Origin of the sequence: Bradyrhizobium jicamae, from assembly GCF_001440395.1 — a bacterium.
GTDB lineage: Bacteria > Pseudomonadota > Alphaproteobacteria > Rhizobiales > Xanthobacteraceae > Bradyrhizobium > Bradyrhizobium jicamae.
On the sequence record NZ_LLXZ01000191.1, the window covers coordinates 104,970 to 118,723 of the forward strand.

Consider the following 13,754-nt stretch of genomic DNA (forward strand, 5'->3'; position numbering starts at 1 on the left):
TTCGGCGCAACGCCGGACCGGCTTGTCCTGACCTGACGAGAAGGTATTCTTCTTGGCACCTTGCCAGGGGAATATTTGTTCATGCCTGAACCGCGCCCGTTCCGCTGCCAGCAATGAGCGCCGCAGCGATCGACCTCTTGCGGCGGGAAATAGCCAATCCCGATACGCAATGGAGCCTCGGCACTTTCGGCGCCATCGCCGAGTTTTCGCGCGATCAGGGTGAGCCGGTGCGCCTCTTCCAGTCGCACGAAGCTGTTTCTGCAGTGACCTCGCGCGGCGGCATCGCGCTCAAACCTCTTGCCGGCACCCGCGCCTTTGCCTCGGAGGGCATCACCAAGACGGGCTGGAATCAGCGGATCGCGCTGGTGCTGCCCGCGGACCATTGCGCGATGAACCGGCGCACCGTGCTGACCGAGATCGGCGCCGATCGCGAGGCGCTGCGCGCCGAGGATCGCCAATCGATCCTGTTCGACCTGGGTCTCGGCGCGTTACAGGCGGACTTCTGCGTCCGCATTGCCGACCACGATCTCACCGCGCGGCTGCGCGAACTCACCGGCCGCGCCGTGTTTGCAGCCGATAATCCGGCGATGGCGCTGATCCTCGCGGACAATCCGCATCGCGTCTTCATCAGCCGGATCGGCCGCATCGAGGTCTATCAGCCGATCCCGCCGCCATCAGGCAAGAGCCCGGAGGGGCCGCACACGCATGTGTTGCCAAAATTACTCAACAGCGGCCGCACCCATCCGGCGACCGAGCCGGTTCCCGAAGATTTCGTTCCCTGCGCCCATCTCTACCCCGCCCATCCGGCGCGCGATGCGCTGGGCGAGCCACGACTGTTCGACGCCGCGCGTTACCGTGCATTTCAGCGGATGATGGCCGTGTATGGCGATCCCGAAGCCCTTTCGGTCAAGCGGCGCGTGACCGAAGCGGTGATCGCGGGCGATCCGCCCTCGGTGGTTGCGGATGGCCGCCATGGCAGAACCAACATCCGGATCGCCTTGCGGCAATTGAAGGCCCAGGGACAGGCCTCAGCGGCGCTCAATGCTTGGCTCACCGATTTCGATTCCGGTAACGCCGATGCAGGCGACGACGAAGCGGAGCTTCCCGGCCATGATTGATTCGAAAAGAAAGTAACTTGTTTTCGACCGAAAATAATGCTCTCCGAAATCGGATCCCGTGCTAAACCGCGCGCCAAACCGCTCGACGACGTCTGTCGCGATTTCCGGGATGCGACTGGGACGATGTGTCGAAGAGCGCCGCGGATCTGCAGCCAGTACGGCCGGATCAGCGGCCAAGGGCAAGACAGCAAACAGAGGCTGACGTGAAATGACGAATGAAGATCAAGACCGCGCCACCAAGGCGGCACAAGCCGCCGAGAACGCGAGGTCCGCAATGGCCGAGCGGGAAGCCGCGGCGAAAGCCACGCTGGATAACATGGCGCGGCTGAAGGCGTTGCGGCTCGCGCGCGAAGCGGCTGAACCGCAACGCGCCCCCGCGGCCAAAAAGGCACGCGCCAAACCGAGAAAGCTGGACGAGAAGGCTCCGGCCCTTTCCGACTGGCTGGCGAACCAGCAAAGCGGCGGACGGCGTATCTGAGCGAGCCGCGCAGAAACCCGGTGCGTTACGCCGGCCCCGGCCAATCGATCAGCGATCGTGTCTTGTTCTCGGCGTCGTAGACCTGCACCTGCAACATCTGGAAGCGGTTCTTCAACGCCATGCCCGCTTCCTCCGCCGACTCGACCGTGGCGTGATGCGACTTGAAGTGGCCATCGACCACCAGCGAGTAACCGGTGGTTGGCGCCTTGTCGGCACGGATGGTCTTGCGCGGCTGCGGTTCATCCAGCGCAATGCGGGGCTTCTTCATACTGGCTCCATGTAAGGCCCTTCGGGCTGCAGCCGCAAAAAGGGCGGGAAGAATCGTCTGACTGGCGTTAGGATGCCGGCCAAAGGCGGCAGATTGAGGTCATGCCGTTACCCTGAGTCGGCACGCAGCGCAAACGCCGATTGATCCGGCGAGAGGCAGCACATGGGCGGAACGGGCAGGAAGAACGAACCTCCAAAAAAGGCGGACGACAAGCCGAAAAAGCCGGAGCGCATTCCGGCCGAGGATGAGGATTACGAGGACGGCGATATCGCGACGCCGAAGCGTGACCGGTCGGACAATGATGATGAGCCGTTGTGAGGTTAGCACTCGTGATCAACAGGTAAGACCGTAGGGTGGGCAAAGCGAAGCGTGCCCACCGTTCAGGATCACGGTCGCGAGATGGATGGTGCTGCGCTTTGCCCACCCTGCAAGAATCCCTTCCCCTCAATTTTCCGGATACTTCGGAGATCCAGCAGATGCGCGCCGAACCCGCCGCGCGCGAGTTTGATCGCGAGCTTCGGCGAGGCCAGCAGCAACGCCGCCGTCATCGCCAGCGGCACGGCACTGATCCAGTCTGATTGCACCGGCGTGAGTTCTTCGGTGCCGGTATAGGGCCCACTGGCCGCAACGAGATACCGGCATTCCCTGACAATGTCGCGCCGCGTGCCGCCGCGCGCTCCGCATCCGAGCAGCGCCTGCATCGCCAGATGCGTAAGCACGCCTTCGCTGCTTTGGATGACGCCGCCGGCGTCTCGCCGAGCGAGATCCGAAGCAGGAGTCCGACCAGATCGACGCCGGAGCGAAAGGCATTCATCGGCTCGACCAGCCGCGGATTGCAATCGATCAGCAATGGCGGATCGCCGTCGCCGCGCATGAGATAGTCGATGGATAGCGCGCCGTGCCAGTCGAGCGCGCGTCCGATCTTTTCGAGTGCGCCCGCACCGCCGGCCGGTTCACGCCCTGCTTGATCGCTTCACCGCCGCCGACGCCCGCGGCAACCTGCCGATAGGCATGAAAGCCGATCAGCTGGCCGCGGCAGAACACCGACTGCGCCTTCTCGGTGGTGCCTGCGATGAAGTCCTGCACCAGCACCTCGCCGGCGAATGCATCGCCGCCGCTGAGATCGCGCAACACACTTTGGAGATCGTTCGCGCTGCGCACGAACCAGATGCCGCGGCTCGCGGTGCCCACGGAGGTCTTCACGACGGCCGGAAGGCGGATCGCCTCACGCACCGCCTGTGCTGACGTCACGATGCGTGTCTCCGGCTGCGGCAGCGTCAGGCGATCGAGCAGTCGGCTGAAGCCGGCCTTGCTATGCGCCTGCCGATAGTTTTCGAAACCCGGCAGCGCAATCCCGGCACGATCCGCGATGCGCTGGCCGACCCGCGCAAACAAAAATCCCTGCTCATGCGTCGGCAGCAGAACATCGAATTTTCCATCGGCGAGACGCCGTTCGATGAAGGCCAGATAGCCGGCCGGGTCATCCCGCAGCCCTGGACAGCGGTGAAATTTCCGAACGAAACGCGAGAACCGCGATAGACACCAGGGCGAGGGATCGCAGACCTCGACGTGATGGCCCGAAAGCCCCAGAATCGTCACCGCCTCCCGGGCCGAGGTGCTGGAACCTTCGGAAACGAGCACCCGGAGCGGTCTTGCGGGATCAGGCATACCGGATCATTGCCGCGCCAGGCCGCGTTTGTCTTCCGATTTCAGGAGGCCATTTGCGCGCCCTGCCCTCCGCCGGGGCAGCTATGCAGCGGCATTCATGGACAAATAACGGCCTGCCTATATTTTCAGCCGGCCCCATCGGGCCACAAGTCACACGGGATCTTGAGCTGACATGGTCGATATTCTGGCCGCACCGCACCAGGCCAAGGTGGATAGTTCGCTGCGCACGCTCGCGGCGATTTCGGTCGCCCATTGGGTCAGTCACTTCCATCTCTTCGTGCTGCCGATGCTGTTTCCGTTCCTCAAAGCGCAGCTCGGCGTCGGCTATATCGAGCTCGGTTTCGCGCTGACCGTGTTCGGCGTCGTCTCCGGCCTGACGCAGGCCCCGATCGGTTATCTCGCCGACCATATCGGCGCACGAAAGGTTTTGCTGATCGGCCTCACCGTCGGCGGTCTGGCGCTGATCATGCTCGGCCTGCATCTGAGCTACGCCTCGCTGATCGTCTGCGCTGCCCTGCTCGGCCTCGCCAACAGCGTCTATCACCCCTGTGACTATGCGATCCTGTCGACGCACATGGACACGCGGCGGATGGGCCGCGCGTTCTCGATCCATACTTTTGCAGGCTTCCTTGGCGGCGCGGTGGCGCCCGCGATCATGGCCGCGCTGGTGGCGGCTGTCGGCGGGCTCGGCGCGCTGATCGTCGCCGGCGCAGTCGGCCCTGCGGTGGCGCTGCTGTTGATCGCCGTCAAAATTCCCGATGCGAGCTCGGCTGATCGCAAGGCCGACGGCGCGTCGGCGCCGCAGCAGAGCATCATAACGCCGGCCCTCATCGTGCTGACGATCTTCTTCATGCTGCTCGGCCTGTCCAATGCCGGCATCAGCAATTTCGGCGTGGTCGCGCTGATGAGCGGCTATGGCGTGACATTCCAGGCCGCCAATATCGCGCTCACCGCGTTTCTCGGCGCCAGCGCGGCCGGCGTGCTGGCCGGCGGCTATCTCGCCGACCGCACCAGGCGTCACGGCAATGTCGCTGCCGCCTGCTTTGCGATCAATGCCGTTATGATCACGATCATTGCGGTGACCAACCTGCCGCCGGTCGCGCTGACCGCGGCGATGGGTCTGGCCGGATTCCTCGGCGGCGTCATCGCGCCCTCGCGCGACATGCTGGTCCGCAATGCCGCCCCTGCGGGGGCCGCGGGCCGCGCCTTCGGCATCGTGTCCACCGGCTTCAATTTCAGCGGCATTCTCTCGCCGCTGCTGTTCGGCTGGATCATGGACCAGCATCTGCCGCATTGGGTATTCGGCGCGTCTGTCGCCTTCATGGTGCTGACGGTCCTGCTGGCGCTGGTCACCGATCGCAAGCCTGCGGAACCCGTCAAGGCATAACGCGGTCTCTATTTTACGCGTTTTCGTCACGCGAACCGGTACCCACCCCCGGATCAAGTCCGAGGGCATGCTTCGCTCGAAAACGCTTTCTGATGCATTCCTGAGCCCCATCCCCGGCGGTTGACTGTGTCCGGGGACGCCGGATGATGCACCAACAAAAACCAGAACCGGGATGGAAGCCATGACCTCGACCCCCGACCTCGTGATCCGTGGCGGCACCATTGCCGATGGCAAGGGTGGCGATTTGTTCGAAGCCGATGTCGCCATCTCGGGTGGCCGCATCGCCGAAGTCGGCAAGGTCGCCGCCAAGGGCAAGGAAGAGATCGACGCCAAAGGCAAACTGGTCGCGCCCGGCTTCGTCGATGTCCACACCCATTATGACGGCCAGGTCACCTGGAGCCAGGATATCACGCCCTCCTCGCAGAACGGCGTCACTACGGCGATCATGGGTAATTGCGGCGTCGGCTTCGCGCCGTGCCGTCCGGCCGACCATGTCCGGCTGATCCAACTGATGGAGGGTGTCGAGGATATTCCCGAGCCGGTGCTGAGCGCCGGCATTCCCTGGGCCTGGGAGAGCTTCCCGGACTACATGGAGTGGCTGTCCAAACGAAATTTCGACATGGATATCGGCGCGCAACTGCCGCACGCGGCACTGCGCGTGTACGTGATGGGTGAGCGCGGCGCACGGCGCGATCCTGCAACGCCCGAGGACAACAAGGCGATGGCGGCACTGGCCGGGGACGCCGTGCGATCAGGCGCACTGGGTTTCTCGACCTCGCGCACGCTCAACCACCGCACCTCGACCGGCGACTACACGCCGACGCTGAAAGCGGGCGAAGATGAATTGACCGCAATCGCCGGCGCGATGCACGGCGTCGGCCGCAGCGTGCTTCAATTCGTGCTCGACCAGAGCACCGTGCACGAAGATCTGCCGATGATGCTGCGGGTCGCCGAAAATACCAGGTGCCCGATCTCGTTTTCCGTCGCCCAGGCCGACAAGGCGCCGCGGCGCTGGCGGCAAACGATGGACACCATCAATGAAGCCGCCGCCCGCGGTCTCTCGATCACCACCCAGATCGCCGCGCGGCCCGTAGGTTTGCTGCTCGGACTGGAATTGTCACGCAACCCGTTCCAGACCCATCCGAGCTATCGCGCCATCGCGCACCTGCCGTTGGCGGAGCGGCTCACGCATTTGCGCCGGGCGGAAGTGCGCGCCGCTATCCTGAGCGAGACAGCGACGGCAACCGACGATCCACTGTTCTTCCGCCCGAACTACGACAAGATGTATCTGCTGGGTAATCCTCCTGATTACGAGCAGCCGCCGGAAAATGCGCTCGGCCCGCAAGCCCGCCGGCAAGGCCGGCAGCCGGAAGAACTTGCCTATGAGGCGATGCTGACGGACGAAGGCCGCGGCATGCTCTATGTGCCGTTCCTCAATTATGCCGACGGCAATCTCGATGCCGTGCATGAGATGCTGCGCGAGCCCAGCGCCGTGCCGGGCCTTTCCGACGGCGGCGCCCATTGCGGCATCATCTGCGACGCCAGCTTCCCGACCTATCTTTTGACGCACTGGACGCGCGACCGCAGCCGTGGCGAAAAACTCTCGATCCCGTTCGTCATCGCCGCGCAGTCGCGCAAGACCGCGCTCTCGGTCGGCCTCTACGACCGCGGCGTGATCGCGCCCGGCTTCAAGGCCGACGTCAACGTGATCGACTATGATCGCCTGCACCTGCATCCGCCGAAGGTGCATTACGATCTGCCGGTCGGCGGCCGCCGCCTGATGCAGCAGGTGGACGGCTATGATGCCACCATCGTCTCCGGCGTGGTGACGCAGCGCGGCGGCAAGGCCACCGGCGCCCGCCCGGGCAAACTGGTGCGCGGCGCGCAGGGGTCAAAGCCGCAGATGGATGCGGCGGCGAGTTAGGTCACCGCAAGCTCAACTTGCTTGGCGTCGTCCCTGCGAAAGCAGGGACCCATACGCCGCGGCCCCTAATAACGGGCACGTCAGGAGACGACTGCGCTTCGATAAGGTAGGCTGGTGGCTATGGGCTCCTGCGTTGGCAGGGCGACAGTAACGGTCCTTCGCGCATGTACTACGTCTACATCCTCGCGAGCCGCCGTCATGGGACCCTTTATATCGGGGTGACCAATTCCCTCGCGAGGCGGATGGAGCAGCATCGCAGCGGCGATGGCTCATCGTTCGTCAAAAACTATGGCGTTTACCGGCTCGTGTATGTCGAGGCGTTCGAGCGAGCGGAAGAAGCGATCGCACGAGAGAAGCAGCTGAAACGCTGGAAGCGGGATTGGAAGATCGAGCTGATCGAGCGCGAGAATCTGGAATGGCGCGATCTCAGCGATTTGATTGTTTGAGCGAAGCAGAGCCCTTTCCTTTCGTCGTCCGTCGGAACGCAGTCTGGCCCATGGAAGCGGCACAAGGAAAGACGGCTTCGGCAGATCAACGCCGCAATTAGCCAAGGACAACGCTTCAGCCGCCACGCTTCATCGATAGATCACGCGGTATGGGTCCCTGCGTTCGCAGGGACGACGATAGAGTGTTGCATCCCTCACGCGAATTTCGGCTGCGCGGCGGCCTGCGCCATCAGCCTTGCGCGTTCCGTGTTCGGCCAGAGCAGCAGCAGCCCGAGCAGGCCTGAAGCCCCCATGATAACGGCGTTGATGGTGAAGCCGGCCATGTAGCCGTCGAGCGGCACCGCCGCATTCTGGATCACGGCACCCATCACGAACGGCGCGATCATTCCCGCCAGCGTGTAGATCGCGCCGTAGATCGCGAGTATGGCGCCGCGCTGCTGCACCGGCGTGAATTCGCCGAGCATCGGCGGGCAGACCACATAGATCGATCCGCACAGCCCGGAGCCGACCACGAGCAGCGCGATCTGCAGTCCCGCGCCGTTGACCAGCGGCAGCACGGCGAGGATCAGGCCGCCGACGATCAGCGGCACCGAGCCGAGCACGCCGCGGGAGATGCGCGTCGTGAAGCCGCGCGCCAGCATCACCTGCGAGATCCAGCCTGTCAGCAGCACGATGGTGGCGCCGAATACCCAGGGCAGAACCGAAATCCAGCCCGCATCCTTTTGCGAGAAGCCCAGCCCCTTGACGATGAAGGGCGTGAACCAGGTCAGGCCGAGCGACAGCGCCCAATAGGCGCCGAAGGTCGCGGCGCAGCAGCCGATGAAGGTTCGCGACGTCAGGAGCTGGAAATAGGGAACGCGGGGGTCGCTCGTGTCCTTCTGGACCGTCTGCACCAGCGGGCCTTCCTTGCCCAGGACCAGCCACGCCGCCACCCACAGCAGGCCGACCACGCCGAGCGCGCCGAACGCGTAGTGCCAGCTATGATTGACGATGATCCAGTTCAGCGCGGGCACCGCGAGGATCACGCCGAACGCCGAGCCCTGCGAGAGGATGGCGGTCGGCAGCGTCCGCTTCTCGTCGGGAAACCATTTGTAGATCGCATGCGCCGCCACGGCGAATGCCGGCCCCTCGCCGGCGCCGAGGATGATGCGGCAGATGACGAGCGTCGTGAAGCTGACAGTACCGACCATGGGAAATTGCGATATCGACCAGATCACGGCCATCACCAGCAGCACCCAGCGGGTGTCGACGCGGTTGACGATAAAGCCTACGACGATGGCCGAGATCGAAAACAGGAAGAAGAACGAGGAGCCGAGGAAACCGAACTGCTCCGGCGACAGTTTCAGCTCGTCCATGATCGGCGCACCCGCGAGGCCAACCACGATCTTGTCGGCGAAGTTCACCAGCATGAACAGAAACAGCAGGAAGGTGATTGTCCAGGCGCCCCTGGGTGTCGGCTGCGCGGTCATGCTGATTTCCCCATCCTCTTTGCTGGCTCTTATTACTGGCTCTTAAAGATCGGCCGGTTCCAATGGTACAAGGCGGCTTGCGGCCAAGGCAACCGGGATTTTCCGCAAGGTCCCCGCCACGCAATCGCCGGCTGCTGCGACAGGCGGTCGCCACCAACCGGATCACGATCACGTCGCTCCACGATTGAGGCCGTGATCCGGGACGCGCGTCCTGATATGTTCCTTTGCCATCACGTCAGGGGATTTTCATGGTCAGATCGGTTCACGTCGCGCATGACTAACGGCAATCCCATCTTGCCCAACGTGACCGGCCATGTGCTTCACGTGACCGGCCTGACCAAGAGCTACCGCGCGGCCGGCGAAGAGGTCGCGGTGCTGCGCGGCGTGAACCTTACGGTTGCGGCCGGCGAGAGCGTGGCGCTGACAGGAGAATCCGGCAGCGGCAAGAGCACGCTCCTGCACCTGATCGCCGGCCTCGATGCCGCCGATGGCGGCGAGATCAGGCTGGCCGACGCACAGGTTTCCGAACTCAGCGATGCCGGCCGGGCGGAATTGCGCCGCGACCGGCTCGGCCTGGTGTTTCAGCAATTCAACCTGATCCCGAGCCTCACGGTGGAAGACAACCTCGCCTTCCAGTCGCGCATCGCCGGCCGTCATGATGCGGCCTGGCACGGCGAACTGGTCGAGCGGCTCGGACTCGGCCGTTTCCTGAAACGCTATCCCGAACAATTGTCCGGCGGCCAGCAGCAGCGCGTCGCGATCGGCCGCGCGCTGGCGACAAAGCCGCTGCTGCTGCTCGCGGACGAGCCGACCGGCAATCTCGACGAGGACACCGCCGACGAAGTGCTGGCGCTGGCGCGCGATCTGGTGACGCGCAGCGGCTGCGGCTTTCTGATGGTGACGCATAGCGCGCGGCTCGCCGCAACGCTCGACCGGCAGGTCAACCTCCATGCCGGGGTGATCGCGTGAAACGCGCGCTGTGGACGCTGGCCGTGCTGCTCAGCCATTGGCGGCGGCATCCGATGCAATTGGCGACCCTGCTGATCGGATTGATCTCGGCCACCGCGCTGTGGAGCGGCGTGCAGGCGCTCAACCAGCAGGCGCGCGCCTCCTATGATCGCGCTGCCGCGACGTTCGGCGGCACGCGCACCGCCATGCTGGTCGCCCGCAGCGGCGCCAGCTTTCCGCAACAACTCTTCGTCGATCTGCGCCGCGCCGGCTGGCCCGTGTCGCCAGTGTTGGAAGGCCGCGTCCAGATCGAGGGACGGTCGTTCCGCCTGCTCGGCATCGAGCCCGTGACGCTGCCCGCCGACGTCGGCAACGCACCTGCGGTCGGCAAGGCCGATCTGCAGGCCTTCATGACGCCGCCGGGTACGATGCTGGTCGCGCCGGAAACGCTGGCCGATCTCAAGCTCGCCGAGGGCGCGCGCCCGCAGGCCAATGGCGGCGCATTGCTGCCGCCGCTTCGCGTGCAGCCGAATCTGGTGCCCGGCGTGCTGGTCGTCGACATCGGCGTGGCGCAGGGCATCCTGAAAATGCCGGACCTGCTCTCGCGCCTCCTGATCGGCAAAGCCACGGGCAGGCACGCGCCGCTCGAAAGCGTAGCCGGCGACAAGCTTCGCCTGATCGAGCCTGATGCGGAGACCGACCTCGAACGCCTCACCGACAGTTTTCACCTGAATCTCACCGCGTTTGGATTGCTGTCGTTCTTTGTCGGCCTGTTCATCGTCAATTCCGCGATCGGGCTCGCCTTCGAGCAGCGCCTGCCGACCTTGCGCACCTTGCGCGCCTGCGGCGTCTCGGCCCGGATGATGAACGTCGTGCTGGTGATCGAACTGGTGTCGCTGGCGCTGGTCGCGGGGCTGATCGGCCTGGTGTGCGGCTACTTCATCGCCGGCGCGCTGCTGCCCGATGTCGCCGCATCGCTGCGCGGGCTCTACGGCGCGCAGATTCCGGGACAGCTGACGCTCAAGCCGCAATGGTGGATCGCAGGGATCGCCATCAGCATTCTGGGCGCACTCGCTGCGGCTGCGGCCAGCCTGACCAAGGCGGTGCGGCTGCCGCTGCTCGCCACCGCGCAGCCTTTCGCCTGGCAACAGGCGCAGCGGCGCTGGCTGACCTACCAGAGCGCGTTGGCGCTCGCGGCGTTCGCTGCCGCCGGCGGCTTCTTGTGGTTTGGCGATTCCCTGCTCACCGGCTTTGCCGTGCTCGCCGCACTGATGCTCGGCGCCGCGCTGATCCTGCCGATGTTGCTGGAGGTCGTACTGTCGCTCGGCCAGCGCTACGCGCGGGCGCCGCTCGGCATCTGGTTCTGGGCCGATAGCCGCCAGCAACTGTCCGGCCTGTCACTCGCCCTCATGGCGCTGCTGCTCGCTTTGGCAGTGAACGTCGGCGTCTCCACCATGGTCGAGAGTTTCTCCCGCACGTTCCTGGTCTGGCTCGACGGGCGGCTGGCGGCGGATGTCTATGTCAATGCCGCCAATGACGAACAGGCGCACGAGATCAGGGCGTGGCTGCGCGAACGGCCCGAGGTCGAGGCGGTGCTGCCCGGCGGTCGCGCCGATACGCAGTTGGCAGGCGCACCGCTCGAAGTGCTGGGCCTGCCCGATCACGCCACCTATCGCGACAACTGGCCGCTGCTGCAATCGGCCGACAATGCCTGGATCAAGCTTCGGCCCGGCGACGCGGCGCTCGTCAGCGAACAACTGGCGCGGCGGCTGCATCTATCGGTCGGCGACCGCATTGAGGTGCCCGCATCGGGCGGCAACTGGACGCTCAACGTGGTCGGCATCTACGCCGACTACGGCAATCCCAAGAGCCAGATCGCAGTGAATTTCGCCGCGCTGACGCGGCGCTTTCCGGAGATACCGCTGACGCGGATGGGATTGCGGGTTGCACCGGAAAAAATCCCGACGCTGATCTCTGCGCTGCAGGAAAAATTCGCTCTCGGCGACCGCAACGTTGCCGATCAGGCGACGATGAAGGCGGAATCGACACGGATCTTCAACCGCACCTTTGCGGTGACGGCGGCACTGAACGCCTTCACGCTCGGCGTGGCCGGTGTCGCGCTGCTGACGAGCCTGCTGACGCTGGCCAATTCCCGCCTGCCGCAACTGGCGCCGCTATGGGCGATCGGCGTCACGCGGCGGCGGCTCGCAGCGATCGAGCTGTTGAAGACGATGTCGGTGGCGCTGATCACCACGATCTTCGCCCTGCCGCTGGGGTTGCTGGTCGCGTGGTGCCTGCTTGCCATCGTCAACGTCAAGGCGTTCGGCTGGCGATTGCCATTCCATGTCTTTCCGCTGCAATTGCTGTGGCTCACCGGCGTCGCGATGGCGGCGGCCTTCGCCGCGGCTGCGCTTCCCGTCATCAGACTGGCGCGCATGCAGCCGGCCAGCCTGATCAGGATCTTTGCCAATGAACGGTAGCGGCCCGATCACCCGTCGCGGTTTCATCGGCGGCGCACTCCTTGCCGGGTTCGGCGGCCGCGCGTTCGCGCAGGGTTTTGCGGGCTTGAGCGAAAGCGCAGATGGATTTGCGCCTGTCGTCCCCGACAGGACATTCGCATTTCCTGGGGACCACGGACCGCATCCGGAATTCCGCATCGAGTGGTGGTATGTGACGGCCAATCTCACCGATGCGCGCGGAATCGCCTACGGCATACAGTGGACGCTGTTTCGCCAGGCGATCGCAGCCGGCGGAGCGCAGGAAGGCTGGGCCAACCAGCAGATCTGGATGGGCCATGCCGCCGTCACGCGCGAAGATACCCATCGCGTCAGCCAGACGTTCGCGCGCGGCGGCGTCGGCCAGGCCGGCGTCGCAGCGGCGCCGTTTCACGCCTGGATCGATGCCTGGGAGATGCGCGCCCTCGATTCCATGAACGACGAGAATATCGCTCCGTGTTCGCTGAAAGCAGCGGGCGCCGACTTCAGTTACACGCTGCGCCTCGATGCGGAGCGGCCGCTGACGCTGCAGGGCGACGGCGGCTACAGCCGCAAATCACTGCGCGAACAGGCGTCCTATTATTACAGCCAGCCGCATTATGCGGCGGCGGGCATTCTCACCATTGACGACAAGCCCATCGACGTCACCGGCATGGCCTGGCTCGATCGCGAATGGAGCAGTCAGCCGCTGGCCGCGGACCAGAGCGGATGGGATTGGCTCTCGCTGCATTTCAATTCGGGCGACAAACTGATGCTGTACCGAATGCGCCAGAACGACGGACAGCATTACAGCTCCGGCAAGTGGATCGCACCCGACAACACGGTCGAGACGCTGGGCTCCGACGACATCGTCATGACGCCGCTGATCGTCACGCAGGTCGCGGGACGAAAGATCCCGACCTCCTGGCGCATTGCGGTGGCAAAGATGGCGCTGGCGATCGAATGCAGGCCGCTCAACCCCAGGAGCTGGATGGGCACGAGCTTTCCCTATTGGGAAGGCCCGATCCGCTTTGAGGGCAGCCACACCGGGGTGGGCTATCTGGAAATGACGGGCTACTAGGTCCGCACGGAACACGGGGAAACTTGACGATGTATCATCTCACCGCGCTCGTCACCTTGCTGGCGATCCTGGTCTATTTCTACTCGTCGATCCTGGTGTCGCGGGCGCGGGGCACGTTCGGCGTCAAGCTGCCGGCGATTTCGGGAAATCCGGATTTCGAGCGCGTGTTTCGCGCGCAAATGAATACGCTGGAATGGCTGCCGATCTTCCTGCCGTCGCTGTGGCTGTTCGCCATCTACATCAGTGACGGCATCGCCGCCGCGATCGGGCTGGTGTGGGTCGCTGGCCGTATTCTCTACGTGCTCGGCTACGCCAGGGCGGTCAAGGACCGCAGCCTGGGTTTTGCAATCCAGGCGCTGGCGACGATCGCGCTGTGGGTGGGCGCATTCGGCGCCATCGTGTGGCGGCTTGTGCAGGGATAATCGCCGCGTCGTCACTGCCTGCGACAAACGCGAAGCGTTTGCGCAAGGGAGCGAAGCGACGAAGCAATCCA

General features: G+C 64.7%; 14 protein-coding genes. 10 read left to right on the forward strand and 4 right to left on the reverse strand.

The features are described from left to right. The first annotated feature begins 113 nt into the window (after positions 1 to 113). Both CQ12_RS32660 and CQ12_RS32665 read left to right on the forward strand, forming a co-directional pair. A complete protein-coding gene (locus CQ12_RS32660) occupies positions 114 to 1,118 on the forward strand; it encodes a DUF6925 family protein (RefSeq protein ID WP_057839386.1) in 1,005 nt (334 codons plus the stop codon). Positions 1,119 to 1,392: 274 nt separating this feature from the next. Further along, complete coding sequence (locus CQ12_RS32665) at positions 1,393 to 1,596, forward strand: hypothetical protein (RefSeq protein ID WP_245310257.1); 204 nt, start codon at positions 1,393 to 1,395, stop codon at positions 1,594 to 1,596. A gap of 25 nt (positions 1,597 to 1,621) precedes the next feature. Here the strand turns inward: CQ12_RS32665 and CQ12_RS32670 are convergent, their stop codons facing one another. Further along, positions 1,622 to 1,864 (reverse strand): hypothetical protein, encoded by a 243-nt coding sequence (locus tag CQ12_RS32670; RefSeq protein WP_057839388.1) that lies wholly within the window; start codon positions 1,862 to 1,864, stop codon positions 1,622 to 1,624. A 162-nt stretch (positions 1,865 to 2,026) separates the two neighbouring features. Between CQ12_RS32670 and CQ12_RS45315 the strand changes: the two genes are divergently transcribed. Next, positions 2,027 to 2,182: a hypothetical protein gene (locus CQ12_RS45315; protein ID WP_198164308.1), complete on the forward strand. Its 156-nt coding sequence runs from the start codon at positions 2,027 to 2,029 to the stop codon at positions 2,180 to 2,182. 68 nt (positions 2,183 to 2,250) lie between these two features. Here the strand turns inward: CQ12_RS45315 and CQ12_RS46910 are convergent, their stop codons facing one another. Both CQ12_RS46910 and CQ12_RS46915 read right to left on the reverse strand, forming a co-directional pair. Beyond that, on the reverse strand, positions 2,251 to 2,583 hold the full coding sequence (locus tag CQ12_RS46910) for a hypothetical protein (RefSeq protein WP_245310258.1): 333 nt from the start codon (positions 2,581 to 2,583) through the stop codon (positions 2,251 to 2,253). A gap of 124 nt (positions 2,584 to 2,707) precedes the next feature. Further along, positions 2,708 to 3,505, reverse strand: coding sequence for an ATP-grasp domain-containing protein (locus CQ12_RS46915; protein WP_245310259.1), 798 nt, complete (start codon positions 3,503 to 3,505; stop codon positions 2,708 to 2,710). A gap of 199 nt (positions 3,506 to 3,704) precedes the next feature. On the opposite strand from CQ12_RS46915, the gene CQ12_RS32680 reads away from it, so the two are divergent. The 3 genes from CQ12_RS32680 to CQ12_RS32690 all read left to right on the forward strand — a co-directional run bounded on the left by CQ12_RS32680 (position 3,705) and on the right by CQ12_RS32690 (position 7,289). Beyond that, complete coding sequence (locus tag CQ12_RS32680; protein WP_057839389.1) at positions 3,705 to 4,919, forward strand: MFS transporter; 1,215 nt, start codon at positions 3,705 to 3,707, stop codon at positions 4,917 to 4,919. A 181-nt stretch (positions 4,920 to 5,100) separates the two neighbouring features. After that, positions 5,101 to 6,843 carry an N-acyl-D-amino-acid deacylase family protein gene (locus CQ12_RS32685; protein ID WP_057839467.1) on the forward strand — a complete coding sequence of 581 codons (1,743 nt, stop codon included), beginning with the start codon at positions 5,101 to 5,103 and terminating at the stop codon, positions 6,841 to 6,843. 164 nt (positions 6,844 to 7,007) lie between these two features. After that, positions 7,008 to 7,289, forward strand: a complete 282-nt coding sequence (locus tag CQ12_RS32690) for a GIY-YIG nuclease family protein (RefSeq protein ID WP_057839390.1) — start codon at positions 7,008 to 7,010, stop codon at positions 7,287 to 7,289. A gap of 194 nt (positions 7,290 to 7,483) precedes the next feature. Here the strand turns inward: CQ12_RS32690 and CQ12_RS32695 are convergent, their stop codons facing one another. Beyond that, a complete protein-coding gene (locus CQ12_RS32695; RefSeq protein WP_057839391.1) occupies positions 7,484 to 8,758 on the reverse strand; it encodes an MFS transporter in 1,275 nt (424 codons plus the stop codon). A gap of 315 nt (positions 8,759 to 9,073) precedes the next feature. Here CQ12_RS32695 and CQ12_RS32700 point away from each other — a divergent pair, with 315 nt between their 5' ends. Genes CQ12_RS32700 through CQ12_RS32715 form a run of 4 tightly spaced genes read left to right on the forward strand, consistent with a single transcriptional unit; the run spans position 9,074 to position 13,683 of the window. Next, positions 9,074 to 9,727 carry an ABC transporter ATP-binding protein gene (locus tag CQ12_RS32700; RefSeq protein WP_057839468.1) on the forward strand — a complete coding sequence of 218 codons (654 nt, stop codon included), beginning with the start codon at positions 9,074 to 9,076 and terminating at the stop codon, positions 9,725 to 9,727. Beyond that, the gene (locus tag CQ12_RS32705; protein WP_057839392.1) at positions 9,724 to 12,186 is read left to right on the forward strand and encodes an ABC transporter permease; all 2,463 of its coding nucleotides are present in this window, start codon (positions 9,724 to 9,726) and stop codon (positions 12,184 to 12,186) included. Before CQ12_RS32700 ends, CQ12_RS32705 begins: the two co-directional genes overlap by 4 nt. Next, positions 12,176 to 13,261: a lipocalin-like domain-containing protein gene (locus tag CQ12_RS32710; RefSeq protein WP_057839393.1), complete on the forward strand. Its 1,086-nt coding sequence runs from the start codon at positions 12,176 to 12,178 to the stop codon at positions 13,259 to 13,261. The genes CQ12_RS32705 and CQ12_RS32710 overlap by 11 nt, the downstream gene beginning before the upstream one ends. A gap of 29 nt (positions 13,262 to 13,290) precedes the next feature. Then, on the forward strand, positions 13,291 to 13,683 hold the full coding sequence (locus tag CQ12_RS32715) for an MAPEG family protein (protein WP_057839394.1): 393 nt from the start codon (positions 13,291 to 13,293) through the stop codon (positions 13,681 to 13,683). Positions 13,684 to 13,754: the final 71 nt, after the last annotated feature.

Excerpts from the sequence above, each read along its gene's own strand:
- CQ12_RS32660 (WP_057839386.1), top strand. The coding sequence starts at position 114 with ATGAGCGCCGCAGCGATCGACCTCTTGCGGCGGGAAATAGCCAATCCC.
- CQ12_RS32665 (WP_245310257.1), top strand. The coding sequence starts at position 1,393 with ATGGCCGAGCGGGAAGCCGCGGCGAAAGCCACGCTGGATAACATGGCG.
- CQ12_RS32670 (WP_057839388.1), bottom strand. The coding sequence starts at position 1,864 with ATGAAGAAGCCCCGCATTGCGCTGGATGAACCGCAGCCGCGCAAGACC.
- CQ12_RS45315 (WP_198164308.1), top strand. The coding sequence starts at position 2,027 with ATGGGCGGAACGGGCAGGAAGAACGAACCTCCAAAAAAGGCGGACGAC.
- CQ12_RS32680 (WP_057839389.1), top strand. The coding sequence starts at position 3,705 with ATGGTCGATATTCTGGCCGCACCGCACCAGGCCAAGGTGGATAGTTCG.
- CQ12_RS32685 (WP_057839467.1), top strand. The coding sequence starts at position 5,101 with ATGACCTCGACCCCCGACCTCGTGATCCGTGGCGGCACCATTGCCGAT.
- CQ12_RS32690 (WP_057839390.1), top strand. The coding sequence starts at position 7,008 with ATGTACTACGTCTACATCCTCGCGAGCCGCCGTCATGGGACCCTTTAT.
- CQ12_RS32695 (WP_057839391.1), bottom strand. The coding sequence starts at position 8,758 with ATGACCGCGCAGCCGACACCCAGGGGCGCCTGGACAATCACCTTCCTG.
- CQ12_RS32710 (WP_057839393.1), top strand. The coding sequence starts at position 12,176 with ATGAACGGTAGCGGCCCGATCACCCGTCGCGGTTTCATCGGCGGCGCA.
- CQ12_RS32715 (WP_057839394.1), top strand. The coding sequence starts at position 13,291 with ATGTATCATCTCACCGCGCTCGTCACCTTGCTGGCGATCCTGGTCTAT.